18 protein-coding genes are annotated in these 20,703 nt (G+C 41.2%); 17 read left to right on the top strand and 1 reads right to left on the bottom strand.

Going from position 1 to position 20,703, the window contains the following annotated elements:
• Positions 1-97: 97 nt before the first annotated feature.
• The 16 genes from D0T49_RS06365 to D0T49_RS06440 all read left to right on the top strand — a co-directional run bounded on the left by D0T49_RS06365 (position 98) and on the right by D0T49_RS06440 (position 19,750).
• The gene (locus D0T49_RS06365) at positions 98-1,768 is read left to right on the top strand and encodes a S41 family peptidase (RefSeq protein WP_239057017.1); all 1,671 of its coding nucleotides are present in this window, start codon (positions 98-100) and stop codon (positions 1,766-1,768) included.
• A 272-nt stretch (positions 1,769-2,040) separates the two neighbouring features.
• Entirely contained in the window at positions 2,041-2,613 is a 573-nt protein-coding gene (locus D0T49_RS06370) for a helix-turn-helix domain-containing protein (RefSeq protein ID WP_163629763.1), read from the top strand.
• An 87-nt stretch (positions 2,614-2,700) separates the two neighbouring features.
• Positions 2,701-4,350, top strand: a complete 1,650-nt coding sequence (locus D0T49_RS06375) for an AMP-binding protein (protein ID WP_163629764.1) — start codon at positions 2,701-2,703, stop codon at positions 4,348-4,350.
• Positions 4,351-4,477: 127 nt separating this feature from the next.
• Positions 4,478-7,081, top strand: coding sequence for a discoidin domain-containing protein (locus D0T49_RS06380; RefSeq protein WP_163629765.1), 2,604 nt, complete (start codon positions 4,478-4,480; stop codon positions 7,079-7,081).
• Between the two features lie 288 nt (positions 7,082-7,369).
• The gene (locus D0T49_RS06385) at positions 7,370-7,960 is read left to right on the top strand and encodes a hypothetical protein (protein ID WP_163629766.1); all 591 of its coding nucleotides are present in this window, start codon (positions 7,370-7,372) and stop codon (positions 7,958-7,960) included.
• Positions 7,961-8,036: 76 nt separating this feature from the next.
• Complete coding sequence (locus D0T49_RS06390) at positions 8,037-8,867, top strand: DUF2764 family protein (RefSeq protein WP_163629767.1); 831 nt, start codon at positions 8,037-8,039, stop codon at positions 8,865-8,867.
• 4 nt (positions 8,868-8,871) lie between these two features.
• Positions 8,872-9,105: a hypothetical protein gene (locus D0T49_RS06395; RefSeq protein ID WP_163629768.1), complete on the top strand. Its 234-nt coding sequence runs from the start codon at positions 8,872-8,874 to the stop codon at positions 9,103-9,105.
• A 62-nt stretch (positions 9,106-9,167) separates the two neighbouring features.
• A complete protein-coding gene (locus D0T49_RS06400; protein WP_163629769.1) occupies positions 9,168-10,925 on the top strand; it encodes a V-type ATP synthase subunit A in 1,758 nt (585 codons plus the stop codon).
• 70 nt (positions 10,926-10,995) lie between these two features.
• Entirely contained in the window at positions 10,996-12,315 is a 1,320-nt protein-coding gene (locus D0T49_RS06405; protein ID WP_163629770.1) for a V-type ATP synthase subunit B, read from the top strand.
• 295 nt (positions 12,316-12,610) lie between these two features.
• Complete coding sequence (locus tag D0T49_RS06410; RefSeq protein ID WP_163629771.1) at positions 12,611-13,372, top strand: hypothetical protein; 762 nt, start codon at positions 12,611-12,613, stop codon at positions 13,370-13,372.
• Positions 13,373-13,451: 79 nt separating this feature from the next.
• The gene (locus D0T49_RS06415) at positions 13,452-14,060 is read left to right on the top strand and encodes a V-type ATP synthase subunit D (protein WP_163629772.1); all 609 of its coding nucleotides are present in this window, start codon (positions 13,452-13,454) and stop codon (positions 14,058-14,060) included.
• Positions 14,061-14,068: 8 nt separating this feature from the next.
• Entirely contained in the window at positions 14,069-15,901 is a 1,833-nt protein-coding gene (locus D0T49_RS06420) for a V-type ATP synthase subunit I (RefSeq protein WP_163629773.1), read from the top strand.
• 148 nt (positions 15,902-16,049) lie between these two features.
• The gene (locus D0T49_RS06425; protein ID WP_163629774.1) at positions 16,050-16,496 is read left to right on the top strand and encodes a V-type ATP synthase subunit K; all 447 of its coding nucleotides are present in this window, start codon (positions 16,050-16,052) and stop codon (positions 16,494-16,496) included.
• A 125-nt stretch (positions 16,497-16,621) separates the two neighbouring features.
• On the top strand, positions 16,622-17,497 hold the full coding sequence (locus D0T49_RS06430) for a murein hydrolase activator EnvC (protein ID WP_163629775.1): 876 nt from the start codon (positions 16,622-16,624) through the stop codon (positions 17,495-17,497).
• Positions 17,498-17,512: 15 nt separating this feature from the next.
• Positions 17,513-18,667 (top strand): 1-deoxy-D-xylulose-5-phosphate reductoisomerase, encoded by a 1,155-nt coding sequence (locus D0T49_RS06435; protein ID WP_163629776.1) that lies wholly within the window; start codon positions 17,513-17,515, stop codon positions 18,665-18,667.
• 18 nt (positions 18,668-18,685) lie between these two features.
• Positions 18,686-19,750, top strand: a complete 1,065-nt coding sequence (locus D0T49_RS06440) for a DNA adenine methylase (protein ID WP_163629777.1) — start codon at positions 18,686-18,688, stop codon at positions 19,748-19,750.
• Between the two features lie 216 nt (positions 19,751-19,966).
• Here the strand turns inward: D0T49_RS06440 and D0T49_RS06445 are convergent, their stop codons facing one another.
• Positions 19,967-20,134: a hypothetical protein gene (locus D0T49_RS06445; RefSeq protein ID WP_163629778.1), complete on the bottom strand. Its 168-nt coding sequence runs from the start codon at positions 20,132-20,134 to the stop codon at positions 19,967-19,969.
• Positions 20,135-20,333: 199 nt separating this feature from the next.
• Here D0T49_RS06445 and D0T49_RS06450 point away from each other — a divergent pair, with 199 nt between their 5' ends.
• Positions 20,334-20,642, top strand: coding sequence for an IS1 family transposase (locus D0T49_RS06450; protein ID WP_163629779.1), 309 nt, complete (start codon positions 20,334-20,336; stop codon positions 20,640-20,642).
• Positions 20,643-20,703 lie beyond the last annotated feature (61 nt).

Consider the following 20,703-nt stretch of genomic DNA (forward strand, 5'->3'; position numbering starts at 1 on the left):
TAGAGTATGCCATATCAATCCGCTTTTGTTTCGAACATATGGCTTTGATATATAGGCTATCTACTCGTAACTTGTGTAACTACATTAATATATTGCAATGAATAAAAATCAGTCTTCTTTTAAACAATATTTACTGGTCGCTTTATTAGCGTTGGTGGTAGTTTATTCTTCCATGGCTCAGGACTCGGCCGACCGGACGTTTTTGATTAACAAAAACCTGAACACGTTTAATTCGGTTATGCGCGAGCTCGATTTGTTTTACGTAGATACGCTTAGTTATGATAAAATGACCAAGAACAGCATAGATTATATGCTGCATAATTTAGACCCTTATACTGTTTTTATGCCGGAAGAAAACTCCGATGATATTAAGCTGATAACCAAAGGCGAATATGGGGGTGTAGGTTCTCTTATTGTGAAAAATGGCGACGATGTGTGTGTGTCGGAACCTTACGAGGGGATGCCTGCGCAACGAAATGGTGTGCGTGCCGGCGATATTATTCTGGAAGTAGATGGCAAGAGCACCAAAGGATTGTCGGTTAGCGATGTGAGTTCGATGCTGCGGGGAACGCCCAGCACTAAGGTGCATCTGAAATTGAAACGTTTAGGCGAAAAGAAACCGATAGAGAAAACTTTTTTACGCGAAAAAATACAGCTTCCTGCTGTCAATTACTCGGCTGTTGTAGCTGATAAGGTAGGCTATGTCTTGCTTAGCGACTTTACCGACAGGGCTGCTATAGAGCTGAAGGCAGCTGTAAATGAGATGGTGAAACAGGACAGGATAGAATCGCTGATAATTGACCTGCGCGATAATGGGGGCGGGCTTATCGACGAGGCGGTAAAGATACTTGGCTTTTTTGTGCCTAAGGGAACCGAAGTGGTATCGACCAAAGGTAAGAACAGGGAAAGCGACCGTGCATACAAAACGCCAACCGACCCTGTTTTTCCGGATATGAAACTGGCTATACTTACCAACAGGGCTTCGGCATCGGCTTCTGAGATTTTGGCAGGGGCTATACAGGATTTGGACAGGGGGATTGTGGTTGGTGAGCGTACCTTTGGTAAAGGGCTTGTTCAGAACATTCGTCCTGTAGGATATGGCAATTACCTGAAAATTACTACAGCCAAATACTACATCCCCAGTGGGCGTTGTATTCAGGCTATTGACTATAGTCACAAAAATCAGGATGGCAGTGTGGCACGTGTGCCTGATAGCCTAACGACAGTGTTTTATACTAAGAATGGCCGTAAGGTGCGCGATGGGGGTGGGATAGTTCCCGATACAGTGACTACGGTAGAAAAAACAATGAACGTGGCTTATTACATCCTGTTGCAAAACCATTATTTCAATTTTGTAAATGAATATGTGCTGAAACATCCGGAGATAGCGTCTCCTGCTGAGTTTAACCTGTCGGACGAAGATTTCAAGACTTTTACCGATTATCTGGTGGAAAAAAAGTTTACCTATACTACTCAGACCGAGAAGTATTTTGACGAACTTATGGAGGTGGCAAAGTATGAGGGATTGGATAAAAGGGCATCGGAAGAGATTGAGGCTTTCAAAAAGAAATTGACACCGGATATTGCGCAAGACATTGCGGATAATAAAAAAGAAATTGTAAACATGCTGAGCGTTGAAATTATAAAGCGTTATTATTATCAAAAGGGAGAAATTGAATATACCTTGCGCGACGATAACGATTTGAAGGCGGCATTGGATATATTATCTGCTGAAAGTGAATACAGCCGGATTCTATCAAAAAAATAGAAAAAGGACTTAAAAAATAATTGTTTATAAAGTTTTCGGCTGAATTTGTTTTAAATTTGTATCCGAAAACTTTTTTTTTGAAATAAAAAATGATATTTTTGCAGCCGATTTTCATTACACTTATTATTTGTTTAAATTTTGGATGAAAATCTGATAAATTTCTATTTTTGATAATAGAAAACAAGTAAATTAAATTTTAGTTATAGATAATTATTCCGGTTTTTGTATTATAATTCATTTGGATAGAGCCGGAAATTAAAGTTAGAAAAACGATGGAACAAAACGTTGTAGGGAAAAAAATCGTAACGCTGTGTACAGACAAAAATATTCCTTTGGAAGAGCTGGCAGAACGCTCAGGGCTGACTGCTGCGCAAGTGGATAAGATAATAAATAGCGATAGAATCCCTTCTTTAGGTTCACTCATTAAGATAGCCCGTGCTTTGGGCGTACGTGTAGGTACTTTTCTTGACGATAGCGAAGAGCTTGGGCCTGTTATACAACGTAAAGATGATATACAGGAAGCGGCTACGTTTTCGAGCCAGCTTTCGGATGCTAACTCGCACCTCGATTTTTATTCGTTGGCTTCGCAGAAAGCAGGCCGTCATATGGAGCCGTTTGTAATAAATATAAAACCATCTGCGGAGCATAAGCCTATCCTTTCTACACACGAGGGCGAAGAGTTTATTTATGTGCTGCAAGGAGCGATTAAGGTGCATTATGGTAAAAACCAACATGTGCTTCAGGCAGGTGATAGTATTTACTACGATTCGATTGTTGACCATTTGGTGGAAGCCCTGAACGGGGAAACGGCACAGATTTTGGCCGTGGTTTATACGCCGATGTAAATAAAGGCGAGAAGCAAAGAATGAGAAATGAACAAGGCTTTATGATGTTCATTTCTTTTAATTTTCACTCTTCAATTTTAATTAATCATGCAATTATTTGATAAAACATTAGGAGACTGGCTTGAGCATTGGGCAAAGGAAACTCCTGATAATCCATACATTGTTTATTCCGACCGCGATTTGCGTTTCTCGTGGAAGCAGTTCAACGAGCGCGTGGATAACATGGCCAAGGGATTGATGGCTATGGGTGTGAAAAAAGGTACTCATGTTGGTATATGGGCGCAAAACGTACCCGACTGGCTCACTTTTCTGTATGCCTGTGCCAAATTGGGTGCTGTAGCTATTACGGTAAACACAAACTACAAAAGCCACGAGTTGGCGTTTGTGCTTGAAAATTCGGATATGCACACGCTTTGCCTGACCGATGGTGTGGCAGGAAATAATTATGTGGATATGGTTTACGAGCTTATCCCCGAACTTAGGGAGTCGCAACGTGGACATCTGAAAAGTGAGAAATTCCCATTTCTCAAAAACGTGGTATATATAGGGCAAGAGAAACACCGGGGTATGTATAATACAGCCGAGGTGTTGTTGCTCGGAGCAAGTAAATCGGACGAAGATTATAATAAGATAAAAGAAAGCGTGAATTGCCACGATGTTGTGAATATGCAGTACACTTCGGGAACTACCGGTTTTCCTAAGGGCGTAATGCTCACCCATCACAATATTGCCAATAACGGATACCTGACAGGCTGCCATATGAAATATACGCAAGCGGATAAGGTATGTGTGTGTGTGCCCCTGTTCCATTGCTTCGGAGTGGTGCTGGCTACTATGGCTTGTCTCACTACCGGATGTGCACAGGTGATGGTGGAGAAATTCGACCCCTTGCTGGTGTTGGCATCGGTGCACAAAGAGCGTTGTACCGTGTTGCATGGCGTGCCTACCATGTTTATTGCAGAATTGAACCACCCGATGTTCGAAATGTTTGATATGAGTTCGCTCCGTACCGGAATTATGGCAGGAGCTTTGTGTCCGATGGAGCTGATGCGTCAGGTGAACGAGAAAATGTTTCTGGACGTAACCAGTGTGTACGGGCTGACAGAAAGCTCACCGGGTATGACACAGACACGTGTGGACGACTCATTCGAAGTGCGTTGCACCACAGTGGGGCGCGAATATGAATTTACCGAAGTTGCTGTGCTCGACCCTGCTACGGGCGAGGAATGTCCGGTTGGGGTGGAAGGAGAGATGTGTTGCCGTGGTTACAACGTGATGAAAGGCTATTATAAAAACCCTGAGGCTACAGCACAGGTAATAGATAAAAACGGATGGCTGCACTCCGGCGATTTGGGCGTGAAAGATGAGAGCGGTAATTACCGCATCACAGGGCGTATCAAAGATATGATTATACGTGGAGGCGAGAATATCTCACCTAAAGAGGTAGAAGACTTCCTGTATCTGATGCCCGGTGTGAAAGACGTGCAGGTGGTTGCGGTGAAATCTCAGCGTTACGGCGAAGATGTGGGTGCTTTTATTATCCCGAAAGAAGGATATACGATAACAACCGAAGACGTACGCGACTATTGCAAGGATAAGATAGCCCGCTATAAAATACCCCGTTATGTGTTTACGGTAGCCGAATATCCATTGACGGGAAGTGGTAAAATACAGAAATTCCGCCTTAGGGAAATGGCGTTGGAGCTTTGCGAACAACAAGGTATTGAGATTCTGTAAAATAATAATTGGAAACAGGTGAAGCGGGTTAATTTACTTTAATCCGCTTTCTTTATTAAACGTTTTAGAGTACTTTTGATACCTCTTATCTGAGCCGACCTGTTAAATCTAATATAATTTACCGAAAATGAAATCACAATACAGTATTTCTAATTTGTTTTTATTGCTGTTCTTCTCACTTACCTCCTCAGTATGTTTTGCACAAGTATCAACATATAGCGAAAAAGAAAACATAGAGTTCCTTTCCGGAGAAAAAATCCGTACGGAGTTACATCAGTTTAAAGAAGCACGTACTACGTTACCCCGCCGTGTAGACCATAGCCAGTCAAAATATATGAGCTCGTTAGTGAATCAGGGCTCGATGGGAAGTTGTGGCTCTGCTTCGCGGATATGTTATATGTTTGCTTATGAAATTAATAACTACCGCAATCTGAGTGGAAAGGTGGAGGCAAATATGTATCCTTCGCACTTCACATGGCTGCTTACCGGACAGAATTCGGATAAAGAAAACATGGCTATATTTAACGGGATACCGACCGTTCCTGTATATGGCGGAAGGCAATATAACTCTGTGTACGGAGGTAATGTAAGCTGGCCTGACAAATGTAAAAATTATGGCTGGATGACCGGATTTGATAAGTGGCGCTCGGCAATGGATAACCGCCTGGAGAAAACCAGCAACATTAAAATGAATACGGACGAAGCCCTCGAATATGTAAAGTGGTGGATATACAATCATCATGACGATGAATCTTTTAACGAAGGCGGAGTTGTGGGCGGTGGAGCCGCTACAAGTGGCTGGAAAACCGTAAATATCCCAAGCGGAAAATATGAAGGCGGTAAGCTTATCGTTACCGAATATGGGCCTGGCATAGACCACGGAATTGTATTTTCGGGTTACGACGATGATATTGAGTATGACCTGAATGGTAATGGAAAAATTGACGATGACGAGCGTGGTGCGCTTATTCTGCTCAACTCCTGGGGTAACTGGGGTAACAACGGCTGTGTATATGTGCCTTACAAGATTGTAAAAGAATACGGAGGAGGTTTAAGCGCCGAGTTATATTACATAAGGAAAGATTATAAGCCACAGGATGTATTCCGTATCAAAATGAATTACAACCAAAGGGCGAATATAAAAGTTTCTATTGGGGTAAGTAGCGACCCAAATGCAACGGAGCCGGATGAAACTATTGTTGCAGAGCACTTTAACTATGCAGGGTTTGAGCCTATCCCTCTTTTGGGCGAATATAGTGGCGTTATAAATAACAACCCGATGGAGTTTGGTCTGGACTTGACCGATTTGACTTCTGTAGGTTTTGATACACGGAAAAATTTCCGCTATTTTCTGGTTTTGGAATTAAAAAGCGGCTCTACAGGTTTGGGTAGCGTGCAGGAGTTGGAAGTAATACGGTATGGCGAAAATAAGTCGGAGGTAGTGGGGAAAATAAATACCTCGGTAACAATAAGCGGTGCCGGAAAAAAGATATTTATTCCTGTATCTGTTCCCGCCAATAGCAATGTGAGGCCAACCAACTTGTATGTGCCTCAAAAACGCCTGAAAGTGAAATCTTATACCTCGCAGGAAACAAGCGGCGAGGGAAGCAGCAATGGGCGCGCAATACATGCGATTGATGGTAACGAAGATACTTACTGGCATAGTCGGTGGTCGAGCAACAAGATTGCTTTTCCACATAAAATTGTTTTTGAAGTAGATTCGGCGTACATGTTGAATGGCTTTGAGTATCTGCCCCGCCAGGACAGTGGTAACGGCCGGATTGGTGATTATGAATTTTATGTATCTGACAGTGCTACAGAACAAGGTGTTTTAGTTGCCGGTGGAACATTTGAGAATGATGGTAAGGTAAAGCGTTCTTTTTTTGAGCCTATAGCAGGAAAGTATGTTACGCTGATTAATAAACGTTCAAGCGGTGGTGATGATAACACATGTATAGTTGAGTTTAATTTATTTTACAGTTTGGATGCGCTTCCGGCAAATACAGATGTAATCCCTCAAAATCGTTTGTCTGTAAAGAGTAAAACTTCGGAAGAAACAGTTGGTGAAGGAGATAATAACGGAAAAGCTATATACGCTATTGATGGTAATGAGTCGAGTTATTGGCACAGCCAATGGAAATCGGATGCAGTGGCATTGCCCCATGATATTGTGTTTGAAATAGATTCGGTTTATACAATAAATGGATTCGATTATTTGCCTCGTCAGGATGGTAATGCAAATGGCAGAATAGGTGATTATGAATTGTACGTTTCGAATAGTGTCAGCCAGCAAGGAACTCTGGTTGCCAGCGGAACATTTGAAGATGATGAATCCCGAAAAAGAGTCTTTTTTGAGCCAACTAAAGGGAAATATGTGAAATTTGTAAATAAAAAGAGCGCAAATGGAGCACTTTTTACATGTGTGGCCGAATTTAATTTATATTATACTATTGCTAAGGATATTGCCGACTCATTTGAGCCGATATCTGAAGAACGCAATTTGATTGTAGTTTTGACACAGGATAATTCAATATTGGAGGTGTCGGGCGTAAGCGGAAATGTGTTGTTCACTATATGTGATATTCGTGGAAGGGTTGTGTTGCAGGAAAAATTGAATACTGCAGCAGGGGAGAGTGCAAAACTTAATGTGTCCGGTTTAGCAAAAGGAACGTATATACTCCATGCAATATCGCCGGAACAGAAAAATCCCGTAAAGTTTATTCTGTATTAAAAAATAAAACAAGTAATGTGTCTGTAATCTAAATAAGCAAAAATAGCTGATGTGTTGTTTTTGCTTATTTTTTGTTTTCAGTTTAAAGTTAGGTTTACAAATCCCATAGGTATGTATTATAGTTTTCGGCGTAATTATTCCGGAATAAACAACAACTTTATTATTTAGGGTAAAACTTGGTAAAAAAAACTGCTAAAACATAAAAAAAAGGTAATAATAATTTTTAAAGCAGAATAAAAAATATAAATTTGTGCTGTTCAAAAAAATACAAGGAAAATTTTCGTTCATATGAATACAAAACTGCAGGAACTTACTGATAAAATATATCAGGAAGGAGTAGAAAAAGGTAATGAGGAAGCCAAAGTAATTATTGACAATGCTCAAGACCGGGCCGAAGATATTATTGCCAAAGCTGAGGCCGAAGCAGAAAAAATTATTGCCGAAGCACAGGCAAAATCGGCCGAATTGGATAAAAATACAAAGTCGGAACTTCGTCTTTTTGCACAGCAATCGGTGAACGCGTTGAAAACCGAAATTACCGATTTGATTTGTGGCGAAATAGCAACAGACTCGGTGAAAGCCGCTACTTCGGATAAATCTTTCATGCAAAAAGTTATTCTGAATTTAGTAGAAGAGTGGGCTAAAAACGACCAGCTTACCATTGAGGCGAAAGATGCAAAGGCGTTGACCGATTATTTTGCGGCTAATGCAAAAGGATTGCTCGACAAAGGCGTGAAAATACAACAAGCCAATGGTATAAAAACCGACTTTGCTATAATTTCAGAAAACAAGGGATACAAAATCACTTTCGGCGAAGATGAGTTGGTAGCTTACTTCAAAGAATTTTTGCGTCCTAAATTAGTAGAAATGTTATTCTAATTTACCATTTGACAATTTACTATTTACAATTGGAAATCAATCGTAAATGGTAAATAGCTAAATCGTCAATGAAAAAATGAGATATTATTATTTAATAGCAGGCTTGCCCGATATTCAGTTGGAAGACCCGAAAGGTGTGTCAACTATGGATGCGCTGAAAACGGATTTGGAGGAGCAGTTGTCGGACGAAGATATGAAGCTCTTGAATCTGATTTATGCTAAATACGATAACCGGAACCTGCTGTTTTATCTTCAGAACAAAGATGCTGAGCTTAACCCGCTTGGGGCGTTGAAGGCTGACGATTGGAAAGAGCTTGTAAGCCTGATGGAGGAATCGGAGCAGCCGAAAGACTCAAGGCTTCTGCCTTATATCCCTGATTACTATCAGGCGTATAAGGATGAGAATGTGTCTTTCAATGGCATATCGGACGAGGACTACCTTGCCGGCCTGTATTACGAATATGCCATGCAAAACAATAATGAGTTTTTGCACAACTGGTTCGAGTTTAATCTTAACATAAACAACCTGCTTGCTGCTATAGCCTGCCGTAAATATGGTTTCGAGCCTCAGCAGTATATTATAGGAAACAACGAGATTGCGCAGATATTGCGCAAAAGCAATGCCCGTGACTTTGGTTTGACGGGTATTTTTGACGAACTGGATGCAGTTGTGAAAATATCAGAAGAGTCAAACCTGCTGAGCCGCGAGAAGCAGATTGATGAACTGAAATGGAATTGGCTCGAAGAGCATACTTTCTTCGATTATTTCACTATCGAGCGGGTATTGTCATTCGTATTAAAGTGCGAATTGATAAACCGCTGGAAACCCTTAACGCAAGAAAAAGGTACAAAAATTTTCAGGGAATTACTTGATTCTTTGAAAGAAGATGTGAGGTTTGACGAGTAATGTAATGAAGGAAATAGACTATACATTTATAATTATTGGTGTTTTGGCTATCGTTTATGGTATTTATACCATAGTGATAAGGACGAAAAATCCTGAAAAATTAACCAAACTCACTGAAATGAAAAAAAGAATGGGTGATAAGAAGGCGATAGCTGTTCATACGTTTTCATATTCAGTTTTACCAATAATTTTTGGTCTTGTTTTTATAGTATCGGAATTAATAAAAAATAACATATAGCCATAAACAATTCAGAGCTACCAATTATAAATGGTAAATCTGTAAATTGTAAATAAAGATTTATGTCAACAAAAGGAACAGTAAAAGGGATTATATCCAACCTTGTAACAGTGGAGGTAGATGGTCCCGTTTCTCAAAACGAAATTTGTTACATTCAACTGGGTGACGAACGCCTTATGGCAGAAGTACTGAAAGTAACCGGAAAGAATGTTTCAGTACAGGTGTTTGAAAGTACACGTGGTTTGAAAGTGGGTAGCGATGTGGAATTTATGGGACACATGCTTGAGGTGACTTTAGGTCCCGGTTTGCTGTCGCATAACTATGACGGGCTTCAAAACGACTTGGATAAACTTACGGGAGTTTTCTTGAAACGTGGTGAATATAATTTTCCGCTGGATAAAGAAAAAAAGTGGAAGTTTGTTCCCTTAGTAGAAAAAGGCTCTAAAGTAGAGGCTGCGTCGTGGCTGGGTGAGGTGGACGAAAACTTTCAGCCTCATAAAATTATGGTTCCTTTTTCGTTTCTCGGCGAGTATACCGTAAAAAGTATTGTACCCGAAGGCGAATATACTATAATGGATACAGTAGCCGTGCTTACTGATGCCGATGGCAAAGACCACGAGGTGAATATGATTCAGAAATGGCCTGTAAAAAAGCCTATTCTGGTACATACAGAGAAACCCCGTCCGTTTAAGCTGCTCGAAACAGGCGTACGTACTATTGATACCGCCAATCCAATAGCCGAGGGTGGTACAGGATTTATCCCGGGCCCTTTCGGAACAGGTAAAACCGTGCTTCAACACGCTATATCAAAACAGGCGGAAGCCGATATTGTAATTATGGCGGCTTGTGGTGAGCGTGCTAACGAGGTGGTGGAGCTTTTTGTGGAGTTTCCGGAGTTGATTGACCCGCATACAGGACACAGTTTGATGGAACGTACCATCATTATTGCAAACACATCGAGTATGCCCGTAGCTTCGCGTGAGGCTTCGGTATATACAGCCATGACTATTGCGGAGTACTACCGTGCTATGGGGCTGAAGGTGCTTTTGATGGCAGACTCTACTTCGCGTTGGGCGCAGGCACTCCGTGAAATGAGTAACCGTATGGAAGAGCTACCGGGACAGGATGCTTTCCCAATGGACTTGTCGGCAACAATCGGTAACTTCTATAGCCGTGCCGGTTTCGTTTACCTGAAAAATGGCAAGACCGGTTCTATTACCTTTATCGGAACGGTATCGCCTGCGGGGGGTAACCTGAAAGAGCCTGTAACTGAAGGTACTAAGAAGGTAGCACGCTGTTTCTTTGCATTGGAGCAGGCACGCGCCGATAGTAAGCGTTATCCGGCTGTAAACCCAATCGACAGTTATTCAAAATATATAGAATATCCTGAGTTCGAAGAATATATTTCGGAGCTTATCTCGCCCGACTGGACGTGTAAGGTGAACGATATGAAAACCATGCTTCAACGTGGAAAAGAGGTACAGGAGCAAATCAATATCCTTGGAGATGATGGTGTTCCGGTAGATTATCACGTTACATTCTGGAAATCGGAAGTGATTGACTTTGTTATTCTTCAGCAGGATGCGTTTGATAAGATTGATGCTGTGACCCCTATCGAGCGTCAGAAATATATTCTGGACTTGGTAATGGAAATATGTAATACAGAATACGAGTTTAACGGATTCGTGGAAGTAATGGAGTATTTCAAACGCATCATTAATGTTTGCAAGCAAATGAACTATTCGGAATTTAAGTCTGACGATTTCGAAAAATATCGTAAAGAATTGGGCGAAATTCTGGAAGAAAGAAGAAAGAAATAATTATCTAATTTATTAGCCAATAAACTTTTGTCTTGTTTCTTAGTTCTTGGCTCTTGATTCTAAAAAAAATATGGCAACAAAAGCATTTCAAAAAATCTATACAAAAATAACCCAGATTAACAAAGCAACGTGTTCGCTCCGTGCTTCGGGAATCGGGAACGATGAACTGGCTACTGTAAACGGCGAGTTGGCTCAGGTGGTAAAAATCATGGGCGACGAGGTAACTTTGCAGGTATTCGGAGGAACGGAAGGTATCCCTACCGATGCGGAAGTAATCTTTTTGGGCAAAGCTCCTTCGCTGAAAGTGAGCGACCAGTTGGCGGGACGTTTTTTCAACTCGTATGGCGACCCGATTGACGGGGGGCCGGAAGTGGAAGGAGAAGAACGCGAAATTGGCGGCCCGTCGGTGAATCCTGTTCGCCGGAAGCAACCATCGGAACTGATTGCTACGGGTATTGCAGGTATCGACCTGAATAACACCTTAGTATCAGGACAAAAGATACCTTTCTTTGCCGACCCTGACCAACCTTATAACCAGGTAATGGCAAATGTGGCTTTGCGTGCCGAAGCCGATAAAATTATCCTTGGAGGTATGGGGCTTACCAACGACGACTATCTGTATTTCAAGCATGTGTTTAGCAATGCGGGAGTATTAGACCGTATTGTGAGCTTTGTAAACACAACGGAAAATCCACCTGTTGAGCGTCTTTTGATTCCTGATATGGCTTTGACTGCTGCCGAATATTTCGCAGTGGATAAGAACGAAAAAGTGCTGGTGCTTCTTACTGATATGACCTCGTATGCGGATGCTTTGGCAATCGTATCGAACCGTATGGACCAGATTCCTTCGAAAGACTCGATGCCTGGTTCGTTATATTCGGATTTGGCTAAGATTTATGAAAAGGCAGTGCAATTCCCCGAAGGCGGTTCTATTACCATTATTGCGGTAACAACACTTTCGGGTGGAGATATTACGCACTCTATACCGGACAATACCGGATATATTACCGAAGGGCAATTATTCCTTCGCCGCGATACGGATATAGGTAAGGTTATTGTGGACCCATTCCGTTCGTTATCGCGTCTGAAACAGCTTGTTACAGGGAAGAAAACCCGCGAAGACCATCCACAGGTGATGAATGCTGCTGTACGGTTATATTCGGATGCCTCGAATGCTAAGACAAAACTGGAAAATGGTTTCGACCTGACCGACTATGACGAGCGTACGTTGGCATTTGCAAGGGAATATTCAGATAAACTACTTGCTATCGATGTAAATATTGATACTACTACGATGTTGGATGTGGCGTGGGGATTGTTTGCAGAAAACTTTAAACCATCGGAAGTAAATATCAAGCAGGAATTGGTAGACAAGTACTGGAAAAAATAAAAATATACCCTCCAAACCTCCCTAAAGGGGGAGGCATGAGGGTTAAATGCTAAATATATTGTACGAAAATGCTCCTGTAGGGAGTTAAGTTTGCTAATAGAAAGCTTAACAAGTTTTTTGGCGTGCCGTAGGTACGCGACATCTGTGCAGGAAAGTGGCTGTTTTTCAGCATGCTATTGTAATTGTATCTTAATGTTTTTGAAAAGAATAATTAGAGTTTTTCTTGAATAAAACGAAAACAGTTTCCCTCCCCTTTAAGGGCAGTTTTTAATAAAATACTTAATTTATATACTAAATGAAAACGAAATTTCTCTTATTAATAGTGTCTGTAGCCTTTTTTGCGTGCCAAAGCTCAACAACGGGAAGTGATGACTTGAAAAAAATGAATTTAAACGGAAAAGTTAAATCGATGAAAGAATCACGTTATGATGCGGTTGAAAAATTTGGCGAAGCTGTACCGGATGAAGATAGTGAGCCGACGGTAGTTGTATGGCATTTTAATAAAGATGGTAATATACAGAAAGAATTTAGAGAAAAGCGTGATGATTTATTCTTATCTAAAGAGTATATTTATGAGAAAGGAAAATTGAAAGAAATAATTGAATATGCTCAAAACGGAGAAATCAGAAGAAAAAATCTGTTTATAGATAATGAAGGTGTGATTGAAGAATTATCTTATGACAAAGATGGGAATTTGAAAGGCAAATACATAAATAAATATGATGATAAGAATAATTTAGTTGAAATTGCATCTTATGATTCGGAAGGAAATATCAACTTCAAATTTGTGTATAAATATGATGACCGAGGAAATAGAATAGAATTAAAGTCATATAGTTCTGATGGTAAGCCAATGTATATAAGTACGAGCAAATACAATGATAAAAATTTATTGATACAATCTGAATTTACAAATGTACATTTTGATGAGTATACCCATGAAAATTATTATGAATATGTTACTTTTGATAAGCATAAAAGTTGGACAAAAAGAATCGAATATGATGAAGATTCTGCTCCTGAAGGCATAATAATAAGAGAAATAGAGTATTATTGATGAAAACGATTATGAAAGTTACTTGCGGCTTGTAGTTGTAAGTGCTTATAACTCGTAACTTGTAACTCGTAACAGACACATGGCAATAAATTTTCAATATAATAAAACCTCGCTTCAAGTTCTGGAAAAAAACCTGAAGATGCGCGTACGTACTTTACCCACCATTAAAAGTAAAGAAAGCGCGTTGCGTCTTGAGGTGAAAAGAGCCAAAGACGATATCCGTAGTTTGGAGGATAGGCTTGAGCAGCAGATTTCATCGTATGATAAGATGCTGGCCTTGTGGGGCGAGTTTGATACTACACTATTGCAGGTGAAAGATGTAAAAATGAGTATCAAAAAAATAGCGGGAGTTCGTATTCCTATTTTGGAAGGGGTTGAGTATGAAACAAAACCTTTCAGCCTGTTTAATTCTCCGGCCTGGTTTGCCGATGGGCTTACCCAGCTTAAGGAGCTTGCACAGGTAGGTATCGAAAGGGAATTTTACAATCAGAAACTGAACTTGCTGGAACACGCGAGGAAAAAAACTACTCAGAAAGTAAACCTGTTCGAGAAAGTACAGATACCCGGTTACGAAGATGCAATACGGAAGATAAAACGCTTCATGGAGGATGAAGAAAATCTTTCGAAATCGTCACAAAAAATAGTGAAATCCCGTAGGGAAAGAATGGAAATGGAGGGCGAGGCATGATAGTAAAAATGAAAAAATATACCTTTTTGGTATATCATAAGCAATATTTGGAATTCCTTGAGCGCATTAAGGAAATAGGCGTTCTGCATATTATCGAAAAGCCTGAGGGAATAGCCGAGAATGATGCTTTGCGCGAGAAAATGCAGATAGCTTCACGCATAAAAGCAGCATTGAAGAGTTTGGAATTTAACCGCCCGAAAGACGCTGTACTTACCCCTGCCGATAAAAACAGGGATGGACTTGCGGTGCTCGAAGAAGTTGAAGATGTATTGAGCCGGAAAGAGCATTTACAGCAAAAGGTGACTCAAACAGAGAAGGAGCGTGACCGTATGGAAGTGTGGGGCGATTTTGACCACGCGCGTATCAATGAACTCCGTAAGTCGGGTTACGTTTTGAATTTTTTTGCCACTCCTTTGCGCAAGTTCGACCAGGAGTGGGAAGTGCTTTATAATGCTTTTGAGGTCGACCGCGTTGGTAGTACTGTATATTTTGTTACGGTAACCCGTCCGGGCGAGAAAATAGAAATAGATGCCGACCATATAACGCTTTCGGAGAAAACAGCCCGCGAGCTGGATGTTGATATTGTGAATCTCCGCTCGCAACTGGAGAAAGCTAATGAAGAAATTAAGAGCAGGGCGATATCGGATTATAATACATTGAAAGAAGCAGAGGTGGATGTACTGACCGCTGTTGCTTTTGATAAAGTTGTTTTAAATACACATTCCGAGGCCGACGATAGGGTTAAACTTATCGAGGGCTGGTGTCCCGAGGGTTCGGAAGAAGAATTGAATAATTATCTGGAATCGACAGATGTGTATTATGAAACAGCACTGCCAACCGAAACGGATAAAGTGCCTATTAAGCTGAAAAATAATAAGTTTACAAAAATGTTCGAGTTTATCGGCGAGCTATACGATTTGCCGAATTATCACGAGCGTGACCTTACACCTTATTTTGCTCCGTTTTACGTAATTTTCTTCGGCTTCTGTTTAGGAGATGCGGGTTATGGGCTTCTATTTTTGTTGTTAGGTTTGTTTGCCCGTATGAAAATGAAAAATCCGGTTTTCAAATCGGTAATGTCATTGGTGGCAGTGTTAGGAGGGGTTACTGTTTTGGTAGGGCTTTTGTGTGGTACTGTCTTCGGAATTTCGTTGATAGATTCGCCGGTGCCTTGGCTACAGAAATTTCAAGCATATATGCTCGACTCAGACAAACTGTTCTACAATGCTCTTATATTGGGGGTAGTGCAGATATTGTTCGGGATGATACTGAAATGGACAGGCGAGATAAAACGTACAGGTTTTGCTTCATCGCTTCCTACTTTAGGTTGGTTGTTGATTTTAATGGGCTGTGGAGGCACATTGGCTTTGTCTACTTTCGATATTGTTTCGGCCGAATTCGCTAAATGGGGATATATCGTATTTGGAAGTTTGGGCGGGCTTTGTGTGTTCCTGCTGAACAATCTGAAGCGCAACCCATTGATAAACGTCGGCTCAGGGTTGTGGGATACATACAATATGGTTACGGGCTTGCTGGGTGATGTTCTTTCTTACATCCGTCTTTTTGCCCTTGGGCTTTCGGGTGGTGTAATGGGCTTTGTGTTCAACGATTTAGGTCTGAGCATGGGCGAGAGTATCGGTATTCCGGTGGTAAGCCAGTTGGTCACAGTATTTATCTTGCTGTTTGGGCATGGTATCAATATATTTATTGCAGCTTTAGGCTCGTTTGTACACCCTATGCGCCTTACCTTTGTTGAGTTTTATAAAAATGCAGGGTTCGAAGGCGGTGGAAAAAAATACAGGCCTTTTGCTAAATACGAGGAAGAAACTAAAGTGCTGTAATTTAGTTGTAAGTAACTAGATACTAGTGATTAGTAATGGTTTTGGTAGTATTTAATTCTTATCGGGATACTCTTAATATAGCCTGTTAGTGGCAGGTTTTAAATTGAAGAAAATAAATAATAAATAACGAAAAAATAAACAAAATTTTATGGAACCTATTATTTTAGCTTACATTGGTATCGGTTTAATGGTTGGGCTTAGCGGTATCGGTAGTACTTATGGTGTAACAATATCAGGAAATGCGGCTATCGGCGCGTTGAAAAAGAATCCGGATGCGTTTGGTAACTACATTGTATTAAGTGCGTTGCCCGGTACTCAGGGGCTTTATGGATTTCTTGGATTCTTCTTGTTTCAAGGACAATTAACTCCTGATATGACTTGGGGTGCTGCTGCCGGTGTTTTTGGCGGTTCGTTGGCATTAGCCCTGACAGGTTTGTTCACTGCATTCCGTCAAGGTCAGATTTGTGCGAATGGTATTGCCGGCATTGGTTCCGGATACGATGTTTTCGGTAAAACCCTGATTTTGGCTGTATTCCCTGAGCTTTATGCTATTATCTCAGTAGCAGCCGTATTCTTGATTAACGGATTAATTTAATCCCGAAATAAAAACTTATAACAAAAGAGCTCAAACACCATTTTCCGTTTGGGCTTTTTTGGTTTTGATTTTATGGTTAAAATAATTACTTTTGTAGTTACGCAAAAAATGAAATTAATATACTGATGGGGAAGAAGAAAGATAAAAGCGACAAACCTTTTTTTCAGAAAATGCGGTTCCGGTACCGCATCTCGGTTATGGACGAGAATAGTCTGGAAGAAAAGACATTTTTTCGCTTGTCCCGTTTTTCTGTTTTCCTTTATTTATGCTCATTTGTAGTTATAACTTTTGCCATTCTTACCGTACTTATTTTTACCACCCCTATACGTTATTATCTGCCCGGATATGGCGACGAAGGTAACCGCGAAATGGTTATTGCAGAATCCATGCGTGCCGATTCGCTCCAAAAGCAGATGAACCTGCAAATGGAATACCTTACTATTGTGAAGAATATAATAGCAGGCGATATAGAGCCTACGGAGGTTGTTCCGCTTGATTCCTTTGTTTTTTTAGACAAACAGAACGCTGCTTCATTATTGAATAAATCGCAACGGGAAATTGACTTTGTAAACCGTTTTGAAGAAGAGGAAAAGTATAACCTCTCCACTATTCAGGCACGCTCCAATGACAATACCTTTGTGTTTTTTCCTCCTGTAAGTGGGGTTATTTCTGAAAAATATAATGCAGCCGAACAGCGGTATGGTATTTCGTTCGTAACATCGTCGAACCAAAATGTGCTGAGTGTATTGGACGGTACCGTTGTATATGCCGATTACAGTTTTCAGTGGGGGTGGATTATTCAGGTTCAGCACGAAAGAAATTATCTTTCGGTATATAAGAATAATGTCCGCTTGCTGAAAAAGGTGGGCGATATTGTGCGTGCCGGCGAGAGTATAGCTATAACGGGCAGCTCTCAGAAAGACGATAAGGATAAGAATTTCTATTTCGAGCTGTGGAGCCAAGGAAATGCTGTAAATCCCGAAGATGTGATTATTTTTTAACGCTATAAGGATAGGGTGAAAAAACAAATAACCATATTAGGTTCTACCGGTTCAATCGGTACACAGGCGTTGGAGGTTATAGCCGAGAACGATTCGCTGTTCGAGGTATTTGCCCTTACCGCTAACAACAGCGTGGATTTGCTGATAGAGCAAGCCCGCAAATTCAATCCCGAAATAGTTGTAATTGCTAACGAGCAGCACTATGCCCGTTTGAAAGATGCCTTGTCCGACCTTCCTGTCAAGGTTTTTGCCGGCGAGGATGCTGTGGCGCAGGTTGCCGGAATGGATGCTGCCGATATAGTGCTTACTGCAATGGTAGGCTATGCCGGATTGAAACCAACCATCAGTGCCGTTAAGGCGGGAAAAAGAATAGCTTTGGCTAACAAAGAGACGTTGGTCGTTGCGGGCGATTTGATTTGCGAATTAATAGGCGAGTACAATGCTTCTATCATACCTGTAGATTCCGAACATTCCGCTATATTTCAATGCCTTGCGGGAGAAGGCAATAATCCTGTCGAAAAGTTGATTCTGACGGCATCAGGTGGCCCTTTCCGTTCCAAATCGCTGGACGAACTGAAATATGTAACAAAAGCACAGGCTTTGAAGCATCCCAACTGGGAAATGGGAGCAAAAATCACGATTGATTCTGCTACCATGATGAACAAGGGTTTTGAAGTTATTGAGGCGAAATGGCTTTTTGGCGTGTTGCCCGAACAGATTGAAGCAGTTGTTCATCCGCAGTCCATTATTCACTCGATGGTACAGTTTGCCGATGGCTCGATAAAAGCACAAATGGGATTGCCCGATATGAAACTGCCTATACAGTATGCCTTTACCTATCCTGACCGGCTGAAAACGAATTTTCCCCGTTTTGATTTTGCCGCTTATCCTCTGCTGACTTTTGAGAAACCTGATTTGACGCGTTTCCGCAATCTTGGCTTTGCTTTTTATGCTATGGAGCGTGGAGGCAATATGCCATGTATCCTTAATGCGGTGAATGAAGTGGTAGTTGAAGCATTTTTGCGAGAAAAAATCGGCTTCCTGAGAATGTCGGATGTTATTGAGGGTATTATGTTGACTGCCGACTTTGTGGAAAAGCCGACCTATGAAGATTACATTGAAACGGATAGAAATGTAAGAAGACTGGCGCGGGAGAAAATCGGCTTTTAAGCTCTTGAAGTGAGGTGTATGCTGACAGAGGGAATAAAATATGCGGGCTCGAAACTAAAAATCCTTCCTTACATATTTCAGATAATAAGCGAAATTGAGGGCATTGATAAGGTGCTCGACGGCTTTAGCGGTTCTACCCGCGTGTCTCAGGCTTTTGCGCAATCGGGCTATTCTGTTACTTCCAATGATATTTCGGCGTGGTCGGAAGTTTTGGCAACTTGCTATCTGCTACCTTCGCAGCCGGACAATTATTTTCAGGAAATAATAAACTATTTAAATAACCTTCCCGGATATGATGGCTGGTTTACCGAGCATTACGGAGGCAATCAGTCTGAAACGAAGAAGCCTTTTCAGATTAAAAATACAAGAAAACTGGATGCCGTCAGGGATGAAATAGAGCGGCTCAATCTCCCTTGGAATGAGAAATGTGTATTGCTAACCAGCCTTATTCTGGCACTCGACAAGGTTGATAATACACTTGGGCATTATGTGGCTTACCTCTCCAAGTGGTCGAAACGCTCATACAACGACTTGTATTTGACCCTGCCTAAGCGTTTCCCTCTGATGCGCGAAAATTATGTGCTTAGTGGAGATGTTTTTGACGCTGTGAAAGGGCGGGCGTTCGATTTGGCTTATTTCGACCCTCCGTATGGCTCTAATAATGACAAGATGCCGCCCAGCCGTGTACGGTATGCCTCATATTATCATTTTTGGACTACTGTAATACGAAACGACCAACCTGAGCTTTTTGGTAAGGCCAACCGCCGCGAGGATACGCGCGATGATGTGTCGGCCTCGGTTTTCGAGGATTATAAGAAAACCGAAAGCGGACGTTTTTTTGCGTTAGAAGCACTACGGCAACTTATAAAAGAAACAAATACACATTATTTGCTATTATCCTACAGTTCGGGTGGCAGAGCTACCAAAGAGCAACTGACGGATGTTATTTCCGAGTTTGGCAGGCTGAAAGAAATAAAAAAAATAGATTACCGCAAAAATGTAATGAGCAGCATGCGCTCTACTAATAAGTGGACGTGTGAGGACGATTCGCATTGTGAATACTTATTTTTGATGGAAAAATAAGCGTTGTTTGGTAATTATTTATAGATTTATATCCTTTCAGAGTGAGTATATAGCACACAGAGTACTCCCACTGGCGCAAGTTGCGCTGCGCTAAACTAGCACCCCAAATAAGCTTTTGCTCCATTGCTACCGCGCGAATCTTTCGCGTGGTAAGAATTAAAGAGCCACACGATACAATCGTGCGGCAGCGAGGGGCTGACTTGAAAAGTCGGACTTTCATAACCGCAGGTCAACGACCTGCGGAAAAGAACAACCTATAAATACAGCCTGAAAGGCAGGACTGAATACCCTTGTCTTCCCTTTCAGGCAAAGTATAGTTGGGTAGCTGTTGCCGCAAGCTGCGCTTCGCTTGCATGCGGTATCCGATACATCGGATTGTTCCATATGCAAATACTGCCTTTCAGGCAGAAGCATACTTTGTAAAACACATCCCTTTTTTTACTATGTATCCCTATGTGAGCCTATGTGGCGGAAATACGTAGTATCATACTTGTTTTGTTAATAAACTATATTTTTTAGGGCTACCTACTTGGTTTGCTTGGTAAGTAAATATAGATTACCTACTTTTGGGAAAAATTTTTTTATGAGTTGCCCAAAGTGTAAATCGAACGACAAGGTAAAGAACGGTCTTATAAAAGGCGTTCAACGGTATCTTTGCAAGCAGTGTGGATGCAATTATACCGTGAGCAGTAAGTTTTTGTCGGAAAAGGAAGCAAAGCATCAGTTGGCGTTTTCGTTGTATTCGGAGGGACATAGTTTTCATGCCATCTCCCGTATTTTGGGTGTAAGCCACGTTTCGGTAATGAACTGGGTGCGTAAGCGTGAAAGTGATGTTATGATTTTCCTGTTTATTTTCTCCCACTATTATCTTAGCCTGAAACTGTTTTTTTAAAACGATCTAAATTACCACACGCCTAAAGAGGCGGTGGGTTATATAACGGACTAAAAGTCCT

Source organism: Paludibacter sp. 221, from assembly GCF_010501035.1.
Classification (GTDB): Bacteria; Bacteroidota; Bacteroidia; order Bacteroidales; family Paludibacteraceae; genus QVMH01.